Origin of the sequence: Luteolibacter sp. AS25, assembly GCF_046736275.1 — a bacterium.
Lineage (GTDB): Bacteria > Verrucomicrobiota > Verrucomicrobiia > Verrucomicrobiales > Akkermansiaceae > Luteolibacter.
This window is the reverse complement of record NZ_CP151837.1, coordinates 2,597,827-2,620,760: the sequence shown is the minus strand read 5'-3', so window position 1 is coordinate 2,620,760 and position 22,934 is coordinate 2,597,827. Positions and strand designations below refer to the sequence as shown.

Genomic DNA, 22,934 nt, shown 5'->3' with positions numbered 1-22,934 from the left:
ATCTAGTCTATGGAAAGGGCTGTTTTTAGGAACGGTGCGGTGCGTGAAATTTTGGATTTTGCGACCATTTCCGGGGTGCCTTGGGAGACGATTTCTCCTCCGTCTTCTCCGGCTTCGGGGCCGATGTCTAGGATCCAATCGGCCTCGGCGGCAACGGCCATGTGGTGCTCGATGACGACGACGGTGTGACCTTCGTCGGCAAGGCGGTGGAGGATGTCGATGAGGCGTTTCACGTCCTCCAGGTGGAGGCCGACGGTGGGTTCCTCGATGAGGTAGAGATTGCGGGCTTTTAGCTGGGCGTTGTTGAGGGTGGCTTTCATGCCGCGTCCTTTGATGAGCTCGGAGACGAGCTTGATGCGCTGGGCTTCGCCGCCGGAGAGGGTGGGGGAGGCTTGGCCGAGCTGGAGGTAGCCGAGGCCGGTATCTGCCATGAGTTTCAGCGGATGGGAGATGCGTGGCTGGGACTCGAAGAAGGTTGATGCTTCATCGATGGTCATGGCGAGAACCTGGCCGATGTTTTTTTCGCGGAAATTCACTTCGAGTGTGGCCGGGTTGTAGCGCATGCCGTTGCACTCCTCGCAGTGGACCCAGGTGGAGGGGAGGAAGTCCATTTCGAGTTTTACGCGACCGTTTCCTTTGCAATCAGGGCAGCGACCACCATCGGTGTTGAACGAAAACCGGGAAGCATCGAAGCCGCGCATGCGGGCCTCGGGGAGCTGGGCGTAGAGGGCGCGGATGTGATCGAAGACTTTGACGTAGGTAGCGGGGCAGGAGCGGGAGGTTTTACCGATAGGTGACTGGTCTACCTCGTAAACGGATTTGATATTCTTATTTCCGGAAACGGATTTGAAGGGCTTGGTTTTGGACTTTTTATCGAAGGCTGCGGCGATGCCTTGGTGCATGATCGTGGATTTCCCGGAGCCGGAAATTCCTGTAAGCACGGTGAGGCGTGCGAGAGGAATGGCTACGTCGATGTCCTTGAGGTTATTTGCGTGGCAGCCTTTGATCTTCAGGTGCGGGTGGGTTTTACCGATGTTTCGGCGCTCGCCACGTGTGGGGTGTGACAGTGGGTGCGCTAGAGCGCGGTAGGTGGGGGAGTTCTCGTATGATTTTTTGCGACTGCCGATTTTAGGAGGATTTCCCTGATAGACGATTTCTCCGCCAAGGCGGCCGGCCCCCGGTCCGAGATCAATTAGATGGTCCGCGGAGGCGATGGTGTCTTCATCGTGCTCTACGATGATAAGGGAATTTCCTTGGTCGCGTAGGGCGGTGAGGGTTTTGAGAAGGGCTGAGTTATCGCGCGGGTGCAGGCCGATAGTGGGCTCGTCCAGCACGTAGAGGACGCCGCGGAGGTTGGATCCGAGCTGGGCGGCGAGGCGGATGCGTTGGGATTCACCCCCGGAGAGGGTGTTTCCGGAACGGTTCAGGTGGAGGTAGCCAAGGCCTACTTCATCAAGGAAATTCAGGCGCTGGGAGATCTCAGGTATAATATCGCGGGCGATGAGTTTTTCGCGGGCGGTTGAGAATTTCTGTTTTTGGAAATGTGAGGAGGCGTCGTTGATGGAGAGCTGGGAGAGGGCGGCGATGGGTGTATCCCCGATGTGCACGGAGGCGCCAACGGGATTGATACGGGATCCGTGGCAGGATGGGCATTCGATGAACTCCGCTGTATCCATCTTATCGATGGAGCGGTCTGCGTCCATTTCTGCTTCGAGGACGGAATCGAAGCGGGAGGTATCGAGGATACGGCGGCGTTTCGGAACTTTACCGTGGCCGCGGCAGTCCGTGCACCAGCCGTGGGGTGAGTGAAATGAGAAGAGTCGAGGATCGAGCTCTTCGAACGAGCGGTTGCAGCACGGGCAGCTGGAGCTTGTGGATAGGAGGATGAACTTTTTGTCGGCGGTGAAGAGTTTTATCAGTCCTTTTCCTATGTCCAGAGCGCGGGACAGCTGGGTGCCGAGTGCGGTGTGATCGGCGTTGATTGAAGAGTCTGCGACGACGACGTCGATATCGTGTTCCACGTATCGTTCGAGTGGGGTGAACTCTGCGGCTTCCTTGAATTGTTTATCGACGAGGAGGGTGGTGAAGCCTTGCTTTACGGCCCAAGCTGCAATTTCCGTGTGGTAGCCTTTTTTCCCGCGGATGAGGGGGGAAAGGATGCTGATAGGGCCTTTCCTAAGCTCTGCGCGGATGGTTTTCTCGATGGCGGCGATAGATTGCTTCTCCACGGGGACCTGGCAATCCGGGCAATAGATGGTGCCTAACTTTGAGTAGAGGAGGCGGATGAAGTTCCAAAGTTCTGTGACGGTGGCAACGGTGGATTTTCCGCCGCCCTGGGAGACGCGTTGCTCGATAGCGACGGTGGGTGGAAGGCCCTGGAGTTGATCGATCTCGGGTTTCTCCAATTGCTCGGCGAACTGGCGGGCGTAGGCGGACATGCTATCAAGGAAACGCCGCTGGCCTTCAGCGAAGAGGATATCGAAGGCCAATGTGGATTTTCCCGATCCAGAGAGTCCGGAAATAACGACTAGCTCGTCCCGCGGGATGTCGAGGGAGATATTTTTGAGGTTATGGTGGCGGGCTCCTCGTAGAGTGATCAGTGCCGGTTGCTCAGTGATCAGTGGTGGATCTGCGGTTTCGCCGGGAGTTGAGTCAGTGGTTCCGGCTAGTGCTGTCTTGATGTATTTTGCGGTGGGGGTGTTGGCCTTGGCGATTTGCTCGGGCGTGCCTTCGGCTACAAGTTGGCCGCCGTGTTTTCCTGCCTCGGGGCCGAGGTCGAGAATCCAATCCGCGGATTTAATGACGTCCAGATTGTGCTCGATGACGAGAAGGGAGTGGCCGGCGTCGACTAGTTGTTGGAAAACTGCGAGAAGGTTTTCAATATCGGAGAAATGGAGGCCGGTGGTGGGCTCGTCCAGGATGAGTAGCTTTTTGCCTTCTTTCGCGGCGGAGGCGGAGAGGAGTTGGCAGAGTTTGAGTCGCTGGGATTCACCGCCGGAGAGTGTGTTAAGTGCCTGGCCTAGTTTCAGGTAGCCGAGGCCAACCTGGACGAGAGGGGTGAGAATGCGGACGATCGTCTGATGGCGCTTTGCGTGGGAGGCGGGAATTCCATCGATATCCTCGTAGAAGCTGATGGCTTCGGTGACGGTGGAGTCGAGGATTCCGTGGATGGATTTTCCGCGATAGAGAAACTCCAGTGTGGAGGGCTTGTAGCGTTTTCCTTCGCAATCCGGGCAGGTGACGTAGATATCGGAGAGAAACTGCATTTCGACTTTTTCGTAGCCGTTTCCAGCGCAGCGATCGCAACGGCCCTCACCGGAATTGAAGGAAAAGAATCCGGTTTTTAGGGCGCGGGCTTTGGCGTCCGGTGTGTTTGCGAAGAGTTGGCGGATGGGATCAAAGGCACCGAGGAAAACCGCCGGAGTGGAGCGTGGGGTGCGGGCGACTGCGGTTTGATCGATGAGTTCGATGCCGTCAATATGCTGTGTGCCGGTGATTTCCTTGATGGGTGCGGGATCGTCGCTGGTCTCTATTCCGAGTTTGCGGGCGGTATTGAGGTAAACGATCTCGTGGGCAAAAGTGGATTTCCCTGAGCCGGATACGCCGGTGAGGCATACGAAGATGCCCAAGGGAATTTCCGCATCGAGTTTTTTGATATTGTGGCGGGAAGCGCCTTTGATGATGAGCTTTTGTTTGGTGGGTTTGCGGCGTTTTGCCGGGATGGAGATGGACCTTTCTCCGCTGAGCCAAGGTAGAGTGCCTATTGAATGCTGCCCGGTAGTGGTCAGTGATGGATCCTGGGCGTTACCGTGGAATATGATGTTGCCGCCGTGCTGGCCGGCACCTGGGCCAATGTCGATAAGGTTGTCTGCCGCACGCATGACAGTTTCCTCGTGCTCTACTACGACCAGGGTATTTCCTTTATCCCTCAGGCCGTGCATGACTCCAACGAGGCGATCGATATCGCGCGGGTGGAGGCCTACGGTGGGTTCATCGAGGACGAAGAGTGTGCCGGTGAGTGATGCCCCGAGGCAGGTGGTGAGGTTCACGCGTTCGACTTCGCCGCCGGAGAGTGTGCGGGTGGGACGATCAAGTGTGAGGTAGGAGAGACCCACTTCGTTCAAGTAATGGAGGCGCGAGTGGATTTCCGTCAGGACAAGCTTGAGTGTGCTATCAGTGGTCCCGAGGGCTGTATGATTTTCCCGCAACTCGGCTGAAAACGGGAGCAGATCCGAGATGGGCATGGCCCACAGGTCCGGGAGAGTCTTGTCCTTGATTTTAAAGCAGAGAGCCTCGGGCTGGAGCCGCTTGCCACGGCAGGAATCACAGGTGGTGTAGGAGCGATAGCGCGAGAGAAATACGCGAACGTGCATCTTGTAGGCCTTTGTTTCCATCCAGTCGAAGAAGCCTTTGACGCCGTACCATCCACCGGATTGCCAGAGTTCCTCAAGATCCTCCGGAGAGCTTGTCTGCCGATCTCCATAGTAGATCCAGTCACGGGTATCTTCATCGAAGTCCTCCCATGGGGTGGAGATGTCGATATCGCGTTCCTTACAGTTGCGGACGAGGTCGCGTTGGCATTCCTCGCCGCGGTCTCCTTGAAAGGGTTTAATGGCACCTTGTTTCAGGGTGAGGGTAGGGTCAGGAATGGCTTTTCCCGGATCTATGCCGATGATCCGGCCGAATCCCCTGCATTTCGGGCAGGCTCCGAGGGGGGAATTGAAAGAAAATAGGGCGGGGGAAGGCGCGCGGAGTGTGAAACCGGTTCTCGGGTTTGTCCAAGTGGTGGTGAACGCGCGGGATTTCTCGGGATGGATGATGGATGCGTGTCCTTTCCCCAAAAGAAATGCCGCTTCAAGTGCTTCAAGTAGGCGGCTTGAGTTTTGTGCGGAAATTTTCAAGCGGTCCTGGATTACGCTGAGGGAAGGCGGGATCCTCTCTGGGGGTGTTTCATCGGTACGATAGATTTCGCCTTTGATGAGGACTCGGAGGTAGCCCTGGGAATTGAGAAACGGAAAAAGTTCCTCGGGATTGGCATCGCTGGGGACCGGTATCGGAAAGGTGATGAGAATATTTTCTCCGGAAAGATTCTGCGTAGCCCAGGTGGAGGCGGATTCGGGTGAGTCCGGTTCTATTTTTTCTCCCGTGTTGGGATCGTATCCGGTGGCTAGTCGTGCGAAGAGGAGCTTCAGGTAGTCGTTGATTTCCGTGAGGGTGCCAATTGTCGAGCGGGTGGTGCGAACGTGGTTTTTCTGCTCAATGGCGATAGCGGGAGGAATGCCATCGATCGAGTCGACCAATGGCTTGTCCATACGATCAAAAAACTGACGGACGTAAGGGGAAAAAGTTTCCACATAGCGCCGCTGGCCTTCGGCATAGAGTGTGTGAAAGGCGAGCGAGGATTTCCCTGACCCAGAAGGACCGGTAACTACGGTGAGTTTTCCGAGCGGGATATCCAGATCCAGGTTTTGGAGGTTGTGTTGGCGGCAACCGCGTAGGGCAATGGAGCTATTTGAATTCCTTTTTTTCGACTTTCTGGGCACATCGGACGATAGGCAGAAAATCGTTATCTGCTAGGGGAAGAATGAAGATTTGGTAATTTATCGTAAATCCGGGCATTGACATGTCCGCGGAATCCGCGTAATCAATCGCCTCCCGCGCCGGGTTTAACGGCGGAGTCGCCAAGTGGTAAGGCAATGGTTTGCAAAACCGTCATTCGTGGGTTCGATTCCCACCTCCGCCTCCAATATCCTCATTCTGGATATTAGAGATTCAAGAGTCAGTTAAAGAACTGGATTACCCGGCGGAATTATCCAGATAGGTAATTGGTATCAAATTGAGAAATCTATTTCTTCCCTGGTTTTCTGATCTGTGGCGAGTTTTCCGCAGACGAGCTGACATAGCGAAAAGACCATGTCGTCCTTGAGTCTGTAGAAAACCTTCACCCCTTCCTTTCTTCTTGAAAGGAGCCCGGCATCATACATCAGCTTCAGGTGTTTGGAGACGCTGGCTTGCCCCTGTCCACTGGCCTCTACGAGCTCCCCAACTGTTTTTTCTCCGGACATCAGCTCCTGTAGGAGAGATAGACGAACCCATTCTCCAAGCACGCGAAACATGGAAGCTACTTTTTCCAGTGCTTCCGCGCTCATTCCCAAATTTCCACTGGACTCTGTCTTCATTTATTCTAATATAGGAATATATTCACATATAACTACCTTCAAAACAAAATCGATCCAGCCACAAGCCGCAAACGAGTTAGTCTCGAAAGGTGAAAGCATTTTGCTGGATGTCCGGACAGATGTCGAGTTCGCCGAACAGCACGTCCCGGGAGCGCTACACATACAGCTTGATCGACTGGATTCCGGCTGTGGAAAGCTGGATCGTGACGCTCATTTTAGCCTTCTATGCCTAGGAGGGAAGAGGGCTGAACGGGCAGCCGGTATCCTGGCGGAAAAAGGCTTCAACAAATTATCCGTAGTGGAAGGCGGAATCACTTCATGGAAGAGTTCCGGTCTGCCAGTCAATCAGACTGAACGTAAGGTTTTGCCGCTCATGAGACAGGTTCAGCTAGTTGTGGGCGTTCTTTCTCTCATCGGCTCGTTGGCGGCTATTTTCATCAATCCACTCTTTGCAGTTCTTCCCGCTTTTCTTGGAGCGGGCCTGACATTTGCTGGCTCGACAGGGTGGTGCGGATTGGCGGTTCTGCTTTCGAAGGCACCGTGGAATCGATGCAAGAAAGCGACTGGCTCCTGCTGTGCAGCCTACATTTTATCCTGATATACCATGAGAATTCTCATTATCGGTGGAGTCGCTGGAGGAGCTTCCGCCGCAGCACGTGCACGTCGGCTTTCGGAAACCGCGGAGATTACAATTATTGAGCGCGGCCCGGACGTCTCATTTGCGAACTGCGGTTTGCCTTATCACATCGGAGGGGAGATTACCGAACGCTCGGATCTGGCGATCCAGACGCCCGAATCCCTCTCAAAATTGCTTAACCTCGAAGTTCTAACGCGGACGGAGGCGATAGCCATTGATCGTATTTCGAAAAGTGTGACCGTGCGGGACCTCGAGACGGGGGATGAATCGAGGTTGTCATATGATAAGTTGGTTCTTAGCCCGGGAGCCAAGCCCCTTGTTCCGCAGATTACCGGGATTGATTTTCCTGAAGTCCATAGTCTACGGACCCTGCAGGATATGGACAGAATTGAGACCGATTTGAAGTCGGCCAAAGATGTCCTGATCATCGGCGGTGGCTTTATAGGTCTGGAAATGGCTGAGCAGATTCATCATTTGGGATGCACTACCACGCTTGTGGAGAGGAATCGGCAGGTGCTCACTCCACTTGATCCGGAGCTGGCAAAAGACCTCGCCTCGACATTCGAATCCAAGGGAGTCCGGTTACATTTTTCCGAAAATCTGATTTCGATCGAGCAAGGTCCAACCGCTGTTTTTGCGAGCGGTTTGCGATTGAAGACAGATCTCATAATACTTTCCATCGGGGTAGTGCCTGAAAATGCACTGGCCGAGGATTGTGGTCTGGCTTTGGGAGATCGTGGTCATATCCGGGTGAACGAGTATCAGCAGACCTCGGACGAAAATATTTACGCAGCTGGAGACGTAGTCGAGACCAGCGATTCTATTTTGGGCGGTTACCGTCCGCTCGCACTCGGGGGACCTGCGAACAGGCAGGGGCGGACAATTGCCGATCATATGTTCCGTGGTGACGAGGCTCTGCCGTATCCCGGATCGATAGGAACTGCCAATGTGAGGGTATTCGAGACCACGGCGGCTTTGACAGGGTACGGGGAGGAGTTTCTAAGAAAGCAGGATGTACCGTTCCAGAGCGTGACAATCAATGCTGCTTCCCATGCTGACTACTATCCCGGTGCGGAAACAATCAAACTGAAGGTTCTCTGGTCTCCTGAAGACGGCCGGATTCTCGGTGCTCAAGCCGTCGGGCGGGACGGGGTGGATAAGCGGATAGATGTGCTCGCCACTGCAATTCGGGGAAAGATGACCGTCGAAGATCTCTGCCATCTGGAGCTTTGTTACGCGCCTCCGTTCGGTTCGGCAAAGGATCCTGTGAATATTGCAGGATTTGCCGCATGCAATCTCCGTGAAGGCCTGCTGAAGCCTAAATACGGACTTCCGGATGGCCGGGCCATCGTCGTTGATGTCCGCCCGGCTGCGAAAGCGAAATCCCAGCCAGTTCCCGGTGCTATTAATATTCCATTGCCGGAGCTCCGCAGTCGCCTTGGGGAAATCGATTCCACGCAGCCTGTTTTTGCTATCTGTCAGATGGGCAAAACTTCGTATTTCGCAGCAAGGATTCTGCAGCAGAATGGTTTTGATGCCCACTCGATCATTGGAGGAGCCCACCTGAATCTTTGATATCATGTTAGCCGCTGTAATCATCATTTTGATCGTCATGCTTATGGGCAGCTTGGGGTCGCTCTTCGCCTTTTCGTGGGCTGCAAACAATCACCAGTTCGAGGACCTGGGTAATGCTGCTGAAATGATTTTCGATGCGGATGAGCCTATTGGTAGACCTACAGATCCATCACTTTCCGAAGAAAATGAACTCTAAGAATATTACCGGCCAGAATCCGGAAGAGATTGAAAAAAGCCGGCAGCAGCGCCTTGAGATCGACCGAGCCGCGCGCTGGCCGGTTGGGATATTCCTCGGCTCATCCATCGTCTGGCTCATTCTGGGATCTGTCATTGCCATTGCCGCGTCCGTAAAACTCCATGATCCGGAATTCCTGGCGCAAAATGCCTGGCTGACCTTCGGAAGAGTACGACCCGCCCATTTGAACATCGTTGCCTATGGTTGGCTATCGACTGCCGGGATAGGTATTGGTCTTTGGATCCTTTCCCGGCTATGTCGTGCTCCGATCCGTGATAATCGCTCACTTACGCTCGCGGCCATCCTGTGGAATCTCGGAAATGCTGTGGGTGTCTGGGGGATTCTCCGCGGCGATTCCACAGCAGTGGAATGGCTGGAGTATCCTACCTATGCCGCTCCATTTCTTCTCGCATCATTTGCTTTCGTGATGCTGGAGGCAGTGGGCTTGATACGCCGGCGCCCGCCTGGCCATATCTACATTTCCCAATGGTATATCATGGCCGCCTTTTTTGGTTTCCATCACTGTTTTTTACCGCCCATGGGCTGCTGGTCCTTGCGCCGACACAGGCACCAGCACAGCCACCTATCAACTGGTGGTTCGCGCATAACGCACTTGGGCTTTGGTTTACACCGATCGGTCTGGGAGCCGCCTATTACCTAATTCCGAAAATTATCGGACGTCCAATCCACTCCTATTACCTGTCAATTATCGGTTTCTGGTCGCTAGCGTTTTTCTACGCGTGGAATGGCATGCACCATTTGATTGGTGGGCCGTTTCCCGCATGGCTCATTACAGCTTCGGTGGTGGCGAGTGTGATGATGTTCATTCCTGTCGTCACGGTGGCGATCAACCACCACTTCACGATGGTAGGTCATTTCGGAAAACTGGTCTATTCCCCCACGCTGAGGTTCGTCGTCTTCGGAGCTGTTTGCTACACGCTGGCTTCTTTCCAAGGATCCACGATGGCGATCAGATCTCTGAATGGTGTCACCCACTTCACCCACTACACGATCGCTCATGCGCATCTGGGGGCCTACGGATTCGCCACAATGGTGTTTTTCGGGTCCATCTATTACATCATGCCTAGACTTCTGGAGCGGGAGTGGCCCTCACGCTTCCTAATCCGAGTTCACTTCTGGGGGAGTGCGGTAGGCTTTATCTGCTATTTTGTTTTCCTTAGCTGGGGCGGTTTCCTGCAGGGAATTGAAATGAACCAGAAGGATACTCCATTCCTGGAAATCGTGGCTCTGACGATCCCTTATTTGAAACTTAGGACCGTTTCCGGATCGCTCATGACACTCGGCCATGTCGCTTTTGCCATCTCCTTCACTTGGATGATTGTCCGCCACCGCGCCAGTAACGGGGTGCCTACTCTTTTCACAAAACGTATTCCCTCCAACTAATTTCGAATCATGCACAAATTCCGATACATCTTCATCGGCTTCATGCTGACTTTCTTTTCCTCGTGGTGCGGGCTGGTTCTTCTGCCTGTGTGGGGTCTGGGGAATTTCAAGCAAGCGCCGGATCCGGAAACCGGTGAAATGATCCCACCATATCTGAGCGACCTAGAGAAAAGAGGCCGTGATGTCTACATAGCCAATGGCTGTGTCTATTGTCATTCACAGCAGGTACATCCGGCACGGGTCCGGACTGATATCGCGCGGGGATGGGGAGTGAGAAGGACAGTAGCACGGGATTATATGACTCAGGAAATCGCCCAGATGGGGACAATGCGCACTGGTCCCGATCTTGCCAACATCGGTGTTAGGAATCCATCCGAGACCTGGAACTACCTCCATCTTTATGATCCCCAGATTACCTCCAAGGGATCGATCATGCCGCCATTCCGGTTTCTTTTCGATACGAAGAAAATAGATCCGGAAAATCCTTCCGCGGACGCGCTGAATTTCCCTAAAGGCTTCGGGCCCGGCCGTGGGTATGAAGTAACCCCGAACGAGGACATGCGGGCGCTCATGGCTTATCTCCAATCACTGAAGCTTTCCTCATACGAGATACCTGAAGCCGCCGCCGCCCGCGCGGAATCCCAAGCCAAATAGCATTATGAAACCGGGAAACGAACCTGGCGAAGATATGGATACCCGTGAGGTTCACGGAGCTCTGATACGTGAGAAGGAAGAACCGATTGAAGCCATACGGCGGGCGCCATGGTGGTTGGTTCACGGGATTTATGCACCCCTCTGTATATGGGGGATCTGGTATCTCCTTTCTGAATCCGGAGGCTTCCGGTGGGATGAGTATAATGAGAGTTACCCGAGAACATTGGTTCTTGAGGAGTCTGCCGAAGACGCGAAAACCGCCCCCGCATCTGATAATCCGGCAGCCCTTATCAAGGAGGGGAAGACTGTATTTACGACTGTTTGTGCCGCATGCCATCAGGCCGATGGGAAGGGATTGCCCGGCGCTTTTCCGCCATTAGCAGGATCGGATTGGGTAAATGGACCGGAGGAAAGGATTATCCTCATCGTCCTGCATGGATTGGGAGGAGAAATTGTGGTGAACGGGGAGACCTGGAACAGTATTATGCCAGCCCAGGGTGCGACTCTTGATGACCGGAAAATCTCAGCTGTTCTCTCCTATATACGCTCCGAGTGGGGTAATTCGTCACCACCGGTAACTCCTGCCAAAGTCGCAGAACTACGTGAGAATTTTGCAGATCACGCACCATGGACGACTACCGATCTGGATAACATTACTGGAGAGGCCAATTAAGCCATGAGCTGTTGCCAATGCTCCAATAGTGCGAAAACGGAGAAGACGGAGCAGAACTTATCCTGGTTCCGGATTGGTGTGCTCATTCTGCTTGGCGGTCTTTCGATGTATTTATCGCTAGCGATAAATATCTCCCCTTCGGAGGGTATTTCACGGTTAGTCGTTCACGGTATTCTAGCATGTGCCAGTGCTTTGGCGCTTTTGCTGGCTGCTCCTCCTATTTTCAGGAATGCATTTGTCCCGCGTATTTCTCTGGAACAGCTGTTTCTCATAGGCTTACTCGGAAGTTTCGGAGCCTCACTCTATTCCACGTTTACCGGAGTGGGTCATATATACTACGAGGTGGTGGTAATTCTTCTCGCAATCTACCACTTGGGCCAAGCGATCACCCGTCTTCAGATCGCCCGTTTCAGTCATTTGGAGAATCAGATTCCCGGTCTCCGCTCCAGCGCCAGAATCATTTCCGAACACGGGAACAGTGAGATCCCCATCGCAAATGTCACCGTCGGGCAGCTATTGGAAGTTCGTCCAGGAGAGGTCATCCCGGCTGATGGTAAGATCGAAAGCGGTGCCGCGTTCATTGAACAGCTGGCCCATACAGGAGAGCCATTTCCAGCTCCGCTCGAGGTAGGGGCGATGGTTCAAGCTGGATCCCGTGTCCTCGACGGAACAATTCGCGTGAGAACTACTGCTTCCGGGACTGATCGTGAGCTGGATCGCCTTTTGGCATCCTGTAGCGCGGCCAGCATTTCCCCTGTAGACTCGATAGCGGGGAAAATTCTACTGTTTTTCATTCCTTCCGTGGTTTTGATCGCCTGCTTGACCGTCGTTTTCTGGGCATTCGCCGGGAGTATGGAGCAGGCACTTTTTAATGGGTTGGCGGTAACAATCGTCGCCTGTCCTTGCGGGATCGGCCTCGCAATTCCGTTGGCTATCCGCAATGCACATATGCAGCTAAGACTACTGGGAGTTATCCCGCACGGAAACGATTTGATCGAACGCCTTTCAGCCGTCGATTCCGTGGCTTTTGATAAGACAGGCACTCTCTCCAGCTCCTCCCTCAAGCTCGAGAGTATCACTTTAAACCCCGGAACACCGGACAAGCTTCAATCCTGGCTGGCAACGATCCAGCGACACTCCACTCACCCGATAGCGCGACCGTTGTGGGGGATTGCAGAGCCTTCGGTCCTGGAAAGTCTGGAAATCGAATCGATACCTGCCCGCGGAATCAAATCGACCTTCTCGGCTGACGGGATTGCGCACGTACTCATCATCTGTAACTCAATTTATTTGGAGGAAAAGTTCCCGGCTCAAGTTGGGAAGTCGTTGGAGAAGCGTTCGATCCACTTCATACTGGATGGTGAAATTATCGGATACGCGGTGTTCGGTGAGACGTCCCGGGAAGGGGCCGTGCAGGCAATTGATCATCTGCTTGACGCCGGATACAAAGTCGAAATCCTTACCGGTGATTCATCTGTCCCCGAAGTTTTCGCATCCAAAATTCCCTGCTCCATCGGCCTGACCACTGAGAAAAAATCTGAACTCGTAAGAAAAAGACAGGAATCCGGAGCAAAGGTTCTCCTTGTCGGAGATGGCCTGAATGACACCCAAGGGATGCGGACTGCCCATGCATCTCTTGCGATAGGTCCTGAGGCGTATGCCGCCTCATCGGTAGCATCGGCCACTATTGCTCACTACGACTTCGAGGTTCTTGTGGAATCCCTAGGTTTGGCACGATTTACGAAGAAGAAACTCACACGCCTTCTGGCCTTCACTCTTGCCTACAACTTTGTGGGTATCGCCTTCGCAGCCAGTGGATTTCTGCACCCGGTCATTGCTGCTGCCCTGATGTTTGGATCGAGCATCACAGTATTGACCTTCGCTAACCGTTCTCCAAATTCTCGGTGATTTAGAGCATTTAGATCCATCGTCATGGGACTGGTAGACGAAGTTTTAGGTGTGGGGCAGTGCTAAAATTATCGAAATTTTTACTGTTTTTTGGGTCTCGATTGGTGAAAGAGGAGGCTTTTTAGTCCTCTGGAGGTGACATGTTCGTCACTTATTGCCGATAAAATTGGATTAATATCATTCATGACTGGCGGTCATACCCACCTTCCGAGTGATGGGAATTGTGAGGATATTGATCTCTTTTTGAGGTGCCTGTGCCTTATGGAATAATACATTTCTAAGTTGTTTTCTATTTGGCAGGTGAACTGCTGCTCCGGCAGCCAGAATACTTCTTCTAAGTATGCATGAGTTGCTCCGTCGGATACGATGGGGATATTCGGGTTTGCAGACTCGGGTTGTAATGTTATGCATACCTCCAGTTGATCTTTCAAGTTAGGCTAAGCAGCGATCAAGCTTATCCTTTGCGCCCCCCTCCCTCCCTCCCTCAACAAACGATCGGATTATGCATTCAGTAAATAATATTGAATTGAAGTCTGCCAGGAATTCCAACCATTTAGGATTTACTGACAATGAGGCTTTTTTGATTAAGAAGACGAATATTCTGATTCTGGATCATGGCTATGATGTCGGTAAGAAACTGAAGGAAATTCCCGAATACGAACTGACAAATTCGGAAGGTTACTCATGTCTGGATGAAATAGTCCACCAAGGGTTCCCGTCAGTCCCCTCTTGCCTGATTCTGGGCGAGACTTCCTCAGAGGATCAGAGTCAATTGGAGGTTGTGGCTGCGGTGAAACAGCTGCGTTGGAGGATTCCGATCCTAGTGCTGGTAAAGGAGTGGGATCTTAAATCCATAGGGGCCATCTATCGCGCCGGTGCCTGTGATGTGCTGGAATATCCCTTGAAACTAGGGGATTTTGTCGGTGCGGTGAGGCGTGTGATTCATGTTGCAAATTTGAATTTCGAACTGGCAAGTGCGGTGATGGATGCGAAGAACCGACTCCAGCGGCTGAAAAGCAAAGAGAGGGAAATCGTGCGCATGGTATCCTCGGGTTTTTTAAACAAGGAGATAGCCGAGAAGCTGGACCTGGCCTTGGTCACGGTGAAGGTCTACCGGGCAACCGCGATGAAAAAGCTCGGCGCAGGGAATCCAGCGGAGATGGTGAAGGTGGCCGTTCTGGGGGGATTGAACCTGAACATATGATCAACATGACTTCGAATTTTATGAAGTTTTTATACCAAGGTATACACTCGGTGTTTTTTTCTAGATATGCGGTACTGAATTTGCATTATTCATCGGCAGATAAGTATTTTTTACAAAAAAACCAAATATCTCCCTCCTCCTCCTCTAAGTATTATATTCCATCCGGATATTGAGAATTTCTCAGAAAGAACCAGTAGTGATTTCTACTGATTCCTGACGGCTCGATTTTGTTCATCCGTATGGTCTTTGATTTGTCTATTTTTATAAAAAGTGAAATATGAATATTCCTGAAGAAAAATCCAAGTTTGGAATACTATTTCGAATTGTAAGCGTTGCGTTATGTCTTGTTCTCACTGCGAGTTGTCTATCGGCACAGGGTGATACGGACGAAACTTTGGTTGAGCCTATGGATGAAGCCGTCCAACCCCAAGAGGCCGGAAATGCGCCTCTGGGAGAAGAAGCTCCCGGGGTAGATGAGGAAATACCAGTCGAAGCTGGAATCGTTCCCGCAGGCGATCAGCCAGTTGTGTCTGAAGATGCGGTAGGTGTAGCTGAAGAACAGCCGGAGATTTCCGGCGAAGAAAAAGTAAGTATGCTTCCCGAGTTAGAAGAGGGAGAATTTGATGGCGCGCTGGAGCCTATACCGACTGGCCCTTTAGTCATGGAAGGCCTTCCAAACCCGGATAGTTCTCCGATGGTCCCTCTCGATATGGCAACCGGACAGCCAGTTGATGTGACTCCTGAATATCCTGCAGGAGATGGAGTCAGAGATGTGGAAGTCAGTGAGGTGGCCAGAGTTCCGGTAAGTATATCGGAGTTCTCGAGTGCGGACTTCGGAGGGTATGAGTATTACCTGGGAGGAATTCCTACTGGATTCGGGAAAGGCCCTCCGGGGAGTGATTTGAACACGATAGGTAGGGGGCTCACGTTGGGAGGTTCGGTTGCCGGTTCTTACGAATCAAATGTAACGCAAGGATCGGGAGATGTCGGTTCTCCAATCGACAGTGACTTCATTTTGGGAGTCGGAGGAACTGTTTCCTATCTTTCAACAGCGCGGAAGTGGACATTCGGCGCACGGTATACCGGTGATTACGAATACTATTTTGAAAATCCCGATTTCAGCGGGTTCAACCAAAGTCTTGGTTTGATGGCAAATTTTGAGGGCTCGAAACTCTCGGCCACGATCGGTGCGGGGCTGACCTACCAGCGCGGAGCGAACAGATATGTGGGTGTTTCGAATTTTGTGGAGCAGACCTCCGCCAGTGTAGGTGGATCGGCCAGTTATCAACTAGGTCCGCGCACTTCGATTAGAACCACTCTGACCTACACGCGAGTTAAATCCAGTGGCGGAGACTTTGAGGATACTGACTCGTTTGGCGCGGAACTGGTGGGGCTTTTCCAATACTCCGCGATTACTGAATTCGGGCCGGGCCTGAGGTTTGGCTTCGAATCGAGTGGAGGAAATGATCGGACTGCAATTGGGCCGACTTTTAATATCAACTACAAGCTTAGTGAGAAAATCTTCCTTAGCTCGAGAATTGGCTTGGATTTTGTGGACTACTCGGACGAGGGGTCCAGTGGAACTGATGTATCCGCACTCCTCGCAGTAAATTGGAAACCATCCAAACTCTGGGGAATGGATCTTACTTTCTATAGAGGAACCACCGCGGATCCGTTTGTCTCAGGTGCCTTCAACGAGATATCTTCCTTGAGTCTGGGCTACTCCAGGAAAATCCGGCGGGTAGACCTACGTCTGGGTGCCAGTTACGAGATTCTTGAAACAGTTGGGAATTCCGGAGGCGGTGGCCTTGATTCAGGGTCCGACTATTTCTCGTTGAACGCATCTGCTGGAATCAGGATCTTCAAGGACTCTACGGATCTGAGTGTTTTCATCAAGTATAACGATTTGAACGGTGGAGATGCCGCATCGTTTGATAATACCATTGTGGGATTCTCAATAAACAAAACGTTCTGATATTTTTGATGCCATACAAACACGTGCGAACATGTATTAAAATATACGCTTCGTCCGGAATTTAAATTAGATTTAAGATATGAAAAATTTCAGTAAAATATTTATCGCGACTGCGCTGTGGTTAGTAGGGTTTCCATGCTTTTCCCAGACACAGGACTCCAGCTACGTTCTCAGGCCGAACGACGAGATTTCGCTGGATGTCTACGGGGAGCCTGATCTCTCGTCTGAAGTGAAAATCCTCAAGACCGGACAGGCTTCATTTCCGCTGATCGGGTCAGTGAAAATTGGTGGTCTCACAGTCGCCAAAGCGGCAAAGCAAATTGCGGATCTGTATAATTCAGATTACTTGGTGGATCCCAAGCTAACCCTTTCAGTTAAAGACTACGCGACGGAATATGTCTCAGTAATTGGTGCTGTAATGACCCCGGGGCAGATTTCGCTCCCTATCTCCGGAAACCTGGATCTAGCTGGAGCTTTGGCTACAGCAGGGGGGCCCTCACAAACGGCTGATTCCAACGGAATTCTTCTGGTAAGAGCTTCCGGCGGAACAAGTTCATTTTCGCTTGGTTCGATCCAAGGAGGTGCGGGTAAAATAGTGCTCAAACCTGGTGATCGGGTAGTCGTAAATCAAAGCAAGTACATAGGAAGAAAAGTTACTGTGTTGGGTCAGGTGAATAAGCCCGGCCCGGTATCTTTTCCATTGTCCGGACGACTGGATATTGTGAACGCAATAGCCTTGTCCGGGGGTATGACTGAATATGCAAATCCCAAGAAAATTTCAATTAACCGAAAAGGGCAAATTCTGAAGATCAATTTTCTGGAGGTGGCGCAAAGAGGTGACCGACCGTACCTAATTTACCCTGACGATGTCATCACGGTAAGTGAGCGTTTCTTCTAAAGTCCCTCACTCGTTTCTTTCACCCCCCATTACACCCACAAAACATCGCAATGATTGCTCAAAGAAGATCACACCTGAAGGCTGTTGAAATCAGGGATCAGGATACTCAATACAGTGCGGACAGTGAGGAGGCAGGAAATTCCTCGTTCGCTCGTCAGGAGAGGCAGGAAAGGCTTAGAATGATCGCGCTAGATCTAGCAGGGCGATGGTACTGGATCGTGCTGTTCCTAGGAATAGGGCTGGCACTTGGCTTTTATGTCCTCTCGAAAACACCCAAAAAATATACTGCCGATACTGTCCTGAGACTCAAAGAGCAGACTGCCGGTTTGATGGGTGGGAAAAACAATCAGGAGGGCATGGATATGAGCACGGTGGAGGCTATGAATACCGTGGCTGCACATATCGTTCGCATGGAACTTCTTGAGAAAGTTGCGCAGCGGGAAGATGTGACAAATTTGAAGGGTTTGGAACAGCCGCCCATCGATTGGATTCCATTCTGGGTGCGTGAAAAGATCGGTAATCTGATGCAGCAGGAACCAAGCGCCGAGCTAGAGGAGAACGTCGGTGCCGATGTCTCTCAAACTGCTGACGAAGTGACGGTAGAACCGATTGATACTTCCCATTTGGCGGGGATGATAGGCTCTTGGGTAAGTGTTTCCATCCGTGAAGGCACCCGGCTCCTGGACATCACCGTAACCCATGAGAAGCCCGAGGTGGCAAGGGTCGTGGCAGATGCAGTCGCTTTGGAATATCTGGACGAATTGGCGAATGATCGAATTGCAGGGAGAAGCAATTCAATTGAGATCCTCGAAAAGCAATCAGCGGAAGCCCGGGCCAACCTGCAGAAAGCTACCGGCTCACTTGCGATTTATAATCGCGCGATCGAGGTTCATGGACTGCTCGACGAAAAAGAAACCGAGTATAACCGCCTCCAGGGCCGCTACCGTGAAATGCATCCAAAAATGATAGCGGTATCTGCTGAGATCCGGAATCTTGAAAAGCAATTCCTAAGTGAGTATGAAATCGCCGGAGAAGCTCCGAACGAGAAGCAATATTGGGAACCGATCATGCTAACCATGCCGGATCCAAACGAGGAACCTGAGCGCTACTTTCTTATCGCCCGCCAGCAGCTTCTTGCCAGGACGGGTGTTCTCGAAAGCGAAATCAAAAGCTCCACATCTGTTTTCAATAGTATGCTCACTCTGATCGAGGAGTCGTTGGTTGATCGCCAATCGACGACGACCAGTGCTGAGATTAGTAGTCTCGCAAGAATGCCGTGGGGGCCGAGTTCACCGAATTCGGCAAACATTGTAGGGATGTATGCATTTGCCGGGCTATCCGGTGGGCTCTTTCTCGCACTGGGACTGACTCTGATGGACAATCGTTTCCACACGGTCTCGCAATTCACGGGAGAAACAGGGGCGAATGTTCTGGCCTCGATTCCTTTCATAAACCTCAAGCACCTGAACTATGTTGAGAACAAATACAAAAAGGCTCATGAGGATGTGGATCTGGAGAAATTCAAGGATTGGGACAAACTGATCCTTTTCCGGCCGGGTGTCTCCGATACGACGTATGCTGAAATGTATCGTGTTCTGAGGGCCTCTGTAGCTCTCCTCGGTGATGAATCAGCGCGCAAGGTCACTGTGTTTTCAAGTGCACTGCCGGGAGAAGGAAAGACGATCACCTCTGTTAATTTCGCGCTGGCTGCAGCTGCCCAAGGTCAAAAAACTCTATTGATCGATCTTGATCTGAGAAAGCCGAACTTGCACAGGGCATTTGGTTTCAAGCCGATGGCAAACAGGAAGGGCGGGGCGAGCGAGTATCTCTCCGGACAAATTTCAGTGGAAGATGCGATCTACACCAAGACGGGAGTGCCAAACTTCGACGTAATTCTCTCAGGGAAGCGTTCCACGAATCCCGGCGAGTCAATTCATCCGGGCCGTCTAATGGCGTTGCTGGCGGAAGCCAGGAGCAAGTATGACCAGATCATCATCGATTCAGCGCCGTTGCTCCCGGTGCCGGATACCCGGGTCATCGCACCGCTGGCGGACAATTTCTGCATAGTCTGCCGGGCAAACTATGTGCCGAAGGGTGCGGTCAAGCATTTGCTTGAGGTCCTTGAAGAGGATCGCACCGAGATCAGCGGCTTCATTTTCAATGGTTTCGAGCAAAAACGAAGCCGCTTGGTGGAAAATAATTCTTACGGCTACTTCGAGTATTCGAAAAAAGGTAAGGCCAACCGGTATGGCTATGGGTCCTACGGGGCATATGGCAGCGACTACGAAGACTGATCTCCGATCGTCTAATTTCGGAAGGTCAGCGACCGACTGGAAGACATATCCTGAATTTTGCGAATGGTTTTCCCCGGAATAATGGGGAAACGACCAAGGGCGGCAGCGTTGTATCAGTAAGTTTTACCGGATCAAAATGTGGCTAGGCAAACATCAACGTTAATTTCAAAAGTCGTTAGTGCTTTCTCAAGTGAAAGCACCCGCAGGAGGATCATCAGGGGGAGTAAAAAGCTAGGGGCATTTAGTTCAGCACAGCTTCTAGTTCAGGCAACAGGGATGGTTTCGGGTTTCTTAGTTGTTCGATTTCTAGTGCCCCACGAATATGCTCTCTACACGCTATCCTTGACGATGCTTGGAACGATGAGCGTCCTAGCAGATGCAGGTATCACTAGCGGTGTAATGTCAGAAGGAGGCAAGGTATGGCAAAACAGCAGGAGTTTGGGGCAGGTTCTGGCCACAGGCATTGCGCTAAGGAAGAGATCAGCGATCTACTGCATTGCGGTGATCGTTCCCATATTGATCTATATGCTGCATAGTCATGGAGCAAGCTGGTTGCAAATAGCAGGAATCCTCGTAGGAGTGATTCTAACTTTTATCACAGGGCTGACTGGAACACTTTTCCAGATTATACCGAAGCTTCATCAGCACCTATTATTGCTTTCCAAGGTTCAGACACTTCAAGCGCTCGGGCGTCTGCTTTTAATAGCGCCAGCTGTAAAACTTTTTCCGTTTTCCTCTATAGCAATCATTGCTGCGGCTTTGCCGCAATTATGGGCGAACTTTAAGCTCAAGAAGGTTTCAGAACAATTTGCGGAACGCGACTGCGCTCAGTCTCCAAAAGTAAAAAAGAATATTTTACGAATTGTTCGACGTACACTTCCCGGATCGATCTTCTACTGCATTTCCGGACAGATTACGGTTTTTCTTATAGCGATTTTCGGCTCAACAACGTCGATAGCAGAAATTGGTGCCCTTGGGAGGATATCGCAACTTTCTACAGTCTACTCCGTGATTATCGCATCAATCGTAGTTCCTAGATTTGCAAGATTACAAGCAGATCCCAAGTTACTCGCTCAGTGGCTTATTGCTGTCTTTGGTGTAACAGTAATTTTCGGGAGCGGAGTTATTTCCTTTACCGCTTTGTTTTCTGAGCCGGTATTGTGGTTGTTGGGATCGAGTTATTCCGGCCTGAAAGTAGAGCTTCTTTTGTCACTCGGGAGTAGTGCTGTATCCCTTCTTTCCGGTAGTCTCTACACTCTGGGACATTCGCGTGGTTGGGTTATGAATCCTATTCTTATGATTCCATTAACAGTCATTGGGCAAGCGATATGGTTGCCATTTCTTGATTTGTCTATCACGAAGGGCGTGCTGACTATAGGTCTGCTAGGAGGGGTGATTCCGCTAATTTCTCAGGTAATATATATGGTATTTGTAATTAGAAAAATGCAGGTTTCATGAAAGTTTCAAAAATCACAACTATAAGGAATAAAGTAAGAATGGCAAAGGGGAAGATTCGAGTCATATGTCTTCGCCTTCAAGGAATGAACATAGGTAGGGGGACGGTACTGGGTCCTGCTGGTATTGTTTGGCCTAAGAATATTTCTATAGGTGAAATGTCTACCTTAGAGGACTTTATTGATTTCCGGATCTCACACCCATTTTCGGAAAATAACAAAATAATTATTGGTGATAGGGTGTTTATCGGTAGATGTTCGGAATTTAACTGTGGAACAAATATAACTATCGGTAATGATGTGATGATAGCTAGTAAATGTTCATTTTTTGATGTTAGTCACGATACAGAAGGGGTAAATCTGTATAATGAAAACACAATATCGAAACCAATAACTGTAGGAAACAACGTCTGGATAGGCACGGGCACTATAATTTTGTTGGGAGTAGAAATAGGCGATAATAGCGTTATCGGAGCAGGTTCAGTAATTCGTAGATCAGTTCCGCCGAATGAGATATGGGCGGGTGTGCCAGCGGAATTTATCAGGAACTGTGGTTCGAAAGATAAATGATATATCCAATAGGGAAAGAGAATTTACACTATTAGAATATGGAAACTATTGTATGTACGCTTTTTGAGAAAGTTTATCATCATGGGGTAGCTGCCTTGGCGAACTCTCTTTACGCCAGCGGCTTTAGAGGAGATATGTGCGTGGGATATCGTGGACCGTTACCTCCGTGGGTATCGGATCCAGAACCAAGCGATGAACTTAAATGGGAAGGAGCAACAAGTTTCCGTGCGGCCAATGGGCTTAGGCTGTTGTTTCTTCCCTTAGAAACAAACTTTCACCTAGCTAACTTCAAGGCCGAATTTATGCGTGAAATTATCAGTCGATCTTCCCAAAAAATTAGGGGTCTGTTTTATATGGATCCGGACATCGTGGTGACGGCTAAATGGGAATGTTTCGAGCGGTGGCTCTCGGTCGGAGGGGTTGTTGGAGTAGAAAACGATTGGTCGCCCATTCCTGTGACTCATCCGCGACGTCTTGAGTGGATCAAGTATTATAAAGAATTTGGCAGAGAGTTGAATCCCAAATCTGACATTTATGTTAATTCTGGTATCGTCGGAGTTCTTTGCGAGAACCTAGACTTCATTGAATTGTGGGAAGCCATGAGCCACGAAATGAGTCCGGCAATCGGAGGTCTTGAAAATTGCGCGGCACTACATACTGGTCCAGTATTGCCGATTTACGACTGCTTCAGTGCGCCTGATCAGGATGCGATGAATGCAGCGATCGATGCATATCCGAAAGTTGTGTCAGTGATGGGTAAGGAGTTCATGGGTATGAAACCAGGGTTCTGTGGTGCTCCTCATGCGTTAGGTAGTCCCAAGCCCTGGAGCCAGGAGTTCTTTCGTAGATATTTCCTAACGGGTTATAGACCTACGATTGCTGATGTCGGGTTTTGGGAGAATGCTTCGGGTCCGATTAGTAGCTTACCAAGCAAATTGATTAGTAGGAAACTACTTGCGATGAAAATTATACGATTCCTAGCTCGATTTTATCGACGTTCCTGAATGTTGCCGCTGCTTGGATCTGACGATAAAGAATTTTATGAATACACGAGCTTTGAGGTTTGGATTACTAATTTATTTCTGTAATCGGTTTGTAGCAATTTTTCCAAGTTCGCGTGCGAGATCTTTATTTTATAAGAAGGTAATGAAATTTTCACTCGCGGAGAATGTCACGTTCTTATCCGGTACGTGGTTTGATTGCCGGGGAAACTTAGAAATTGGGAAAAATACCGTTGTTAACCAAAATTGTAGACTGGATAATAGAGGGCGGAT

15 protein-coding genes, 1 tRNA gene and 1 pseudogene are annotated in these 22,934 nt (G+C 50.9%); 15 read left to right on the top strand and 2 right to left on the bottom strand.

The annotated features are described in order from the left end of the window. Window positions 1-2 precede the first annotated feature (2 nt). Window positions 3-5,543: an excinuclease ABC subunit UvrA gene (gene uvrA, locus AAGA79_RS12105; protein ID WP_411826065.1), complete on the bottom strand. Its 5,541-nt coding sequence runs from the start codon at window positions 5,541-5,543 to the stop codon at window positions 3-5. 128 nt (window positions 5,544-5,671) lie between these two features. On the opposite strand from uvrA, the gene AAGA79_RS12100 reads away from it, so the two are divergent. Then, window positions 5,672-5,746 (top strand) — tRNA-Cys (locus AAGA79_RS12100). Window positions 5,747-5,831: 85 nt separating this feature from the next. Here the strand turns inward: AAGA79_RS12100 and AAGA79_RS12095 are convergent. Then, the gene (locus AAGA79_RS12095; RefSeq protein WP_411826064.1) at window positions 5,832-6,179 is read right to left on the bottom strand and encodes an ArsR/SmtB family transcription factor; all 348 of its coding nucleotides are present in this window, start codon (window positions 6,177-6,179) and stop codon (window positions 5,832-5,834) included. Here AAGA79_RS12095 and AAGA79_RS12090 point away from each other — a divergent pair. The 14 genes and pseudogenes from AAGA79_RS12090 to AAGA79_RS12025 all read left to right on the top strand — a co-directional run bounded on the left by AAGA79_RS12090 (window position 6,115) and on the right by AAGA79_RS12025 (window position 22,664). Continuing rightward, the gene (locus AAGA79_RS12090) at window positions 6,115-6,777 is read left to right on the top strand and encodes a rhodanese-like domain-containing protein (protein ID WP_411826063.1); all 663 of its coding nucleotides are present in this window, start codon (window positions 6,115-6,117) and stop codon (window positions 6,775-6,777) included. The genes AAGA79_RS12095 and AAGA79_RS12090 overlap by 65 nt on opposite strands. Before the next feature lie 6 nt (window positions 6,778-6,783). Continuing rightward, entirely contained in the window at window positions 6,784-8,391 is a 1,608-nt protein-coding gene (locus AAGA79_RS12085; RefSeq protein ID WP_411826062.1) for an FAD-dependent oxidoreductase, read from the top strand. A gap of 4 nt (window positions 8,392-8,395) precedes the next feature. Beyond that, on the top strand, window positions 8,396-8,587 hold the full coding sequence (ccoS, locus tag AAGA79_RS12080; RefSeq protein ID WP_411826061.1) for a cbb3-type cytochrome oxidase assembly protein CcoS: 192 nt from the start codon (window positions 8,396-8,398) through the stop codon (window positions 8,585-8,587). After that, window positions 8,526-10,030, top strand: a pseudogene (locus AAGA79_RS12075) (cbb3-type cytochrome c oxidase subunit I). Before ccoS ends, AAGA79_RS12075 begins: the two are co-directional and overlap by 62 nt. A gap of 9 nt (window positions 10,031-10,039) precedes the next feature. Then, window positions 10,040-10,684: a cbb3-type cytochrome c oxidase subunit II gene (locus tag AAGA79_RS12070; protein WP_411826060.1), complete on the top strand. Its 645-nt coding sequence runs from the start codon at window positions 10,040-10,042 to the stop codon at window positions 10,682-10,684. A gap of 4 nt (window positions 10,685-10,688) precedes the next feature. Then, entirely contained in the window at window positions 10,689-11,357 is a 669-nt protein-coding gene (locus AAGA79_RS12065) for a c-type cytochrome (RefSeq protein ID WP_411826059.1), read from the top strand. Window positions 11,358-11,360: 3 nt separating this feature from the next. Next, window positions 11,361-13,265 (top strand): heavy metal translocating P-type ATPase, encoded by a 1,905-nt coding sequence (locus tag AAGA79_RS12060; protein WP_411826058.1) that lies wholly within the window; start codon window positions 11,361-11,363, stop codon window positions 13,263-13,265. Between the two features lie 580 nt (window positions 13,266-13,845). Next, a complete protein-coding gene (locus AAGA79_RS12055) occupies window positions 13,846-14,469 on the top strand; it encodes a response regulator transcription factor (RefSeq protein WP_411826057.1) in 624 nt (207 codons plus the stop codon). A 277-nt stretch (window positions 14,470-14,746) separates the two neighbouring features. Further along, window positions 14,747-16,444, top strand: a complete 1,698-nt coding sequence (locus tag AAGA79_RS12050) for a hypothetical protein (RefSeq protein WP_411826056.1) — start codon at window positions 14,747-14,749, stop codon at window positions 16,442-16,444. Between the two features lie 79 nt (window positions 16,445-16,523). Next, a complete protein-coding gene (locus tag AAGA79_RS12045) occupies window positions 16,524-17,342 on the top strand; it encodes a polysaccharide biosynthesis/export family protein (RefSeq protein ID WP_411826055.1) in 819 nt (272 codons plus the stop codon). 50 nt (window positions 17,343-17,392) lie between these two features. Further along, the gene (locus AAGA79_RS12040) at window positions 17,393-19,636 is read left to right on the top strand and encodes a polysaccharide biosynthesis tyrosine autokinase (RefSeq protein ID WP_411826054.1); all 2,244 of its coding nucleotides are present in this window, start codon (window positions 17,393-17,395) and stop codon (window positions 19,634-19,636) included. Window positions 19,637-19,774: 138 nt separating this feature from the next. Next, window positions 19,775-21,094: a lipopolysaccharide biosynthesis protein gene (locus tag AAGA79_RS12035; protein ID WP_411826053.1), complete on the top strand. Its 1,320-nt coding sequence runs from the start codon at window positions 19,775-19,777 to the stop codon at window positions 21,092-21,094. After that, window positions 21,091-21,660 (top strand): acyltransferase, encoded by a 570-nt coding sequence (locus AAGA79_RS12030; protein WP_411826052.1) that lies wholly within the window; start codon window positions 21,091-21,093, stop codon window positions 21,658-21,660. Before AAGA79_RS12035 ends, AAGA79_RS12030 begins: the two co-directional genes overlap by 4 nt. 38 nt (window positions 21,661-21,698) lie before the next feature. Next, entirely contained in the window at window positions 21,699-22,664 is a 966-nt protein-coding gene (locus tag AAGA79_RS12025; RefSeq protein WP_411826051.1) for a hypothetical protein, read from the top strand. The last annotated feature ends 270 nt before the right edge of the window (window positions 22,665-22,934 follow it).

Coding starts and splice junctions, on each gene's coding strand:
- AAGA79_RS12095 (WP_411826064.1), bottom strand. CDS start 6,179: ATGAAGACAGAGTCCAGTGGAAATTTGGGAATGAGCGCGGAAGCACTG.
- AAGA79_RS12040 (WP_411826054.1), top strand. CDS start 17,393: ATGATTGCTCAAAGAAGATCACACCTGAAGGCTGTTGAAATCAGGGAT.
- ccoS (WP_411826061.1), top strand. CDS start 8,396: ATGTTAGCCGCTGTAATCATCATTTTGATCGTCATGCTTATGGGCAGC.
- AAGA79_RS12085 (WP_411826062.1), top strand. CDS start 6,784: ATGAGAATTCTCATTATCGGTGGAGTCGCTGGAGGAGCTTCCGCCGCA.
- AAGA79_RS12025 (WP_411826051.1), top strand. CDS start 21,699: ATGGAAACTATTGTATGTACGCTTTTTGAGAAAGTTTATCATCATGGG.
- AAGA79_RS12090 (WP_411826063.1), top strand. CDS start 6,115: ATGGAAGCTACTTTTTCCAGTGCTTCCGCGCTCATTCCCAAATTTCCA.
- AAGA79_RS12030 (WP_411826052.1), top strand. CDS start 21,091: ATGAAAGTTTCAAAAATCACAACTATAAGGAATAAAGTAAGAATGGCA.
- AAGA79_RS12060 (WP_411826058.1), top strand. CDS start 11,361: ATGAGCTGTTGCCAATGCTCCAATAGTGCGAAAACGGAGAAGACGGAG.
- AAGA79_RS12050 (WP_411826056.1), top strand. CDS start 14,747: ATGAATATTCCTGAAGAAAAATCCAAGTTTGGAATACTATTTCGAATT.
- AAGA79_RS12070 (WP_411826060.1), top strand. CDS start 10,040: ATGCACAAATTCCGATACATCTTCATCGGCTTCATGCTGACTTTCTTT.
- AAGA79_RS12065 (WP_411826059.1), top strand. CDS start 10,689: ATGAAACCGGGAAACGAACCTGGCGAAGATATGGATACCCGTGAGGTT.
- AAGA79_RS12045 (WP_411826055.1), top strand. CDS start 16,524: ATGAAAAATTTCAGTAAAATATTTATCGCGACTGCGCTGTGGTTAGTA.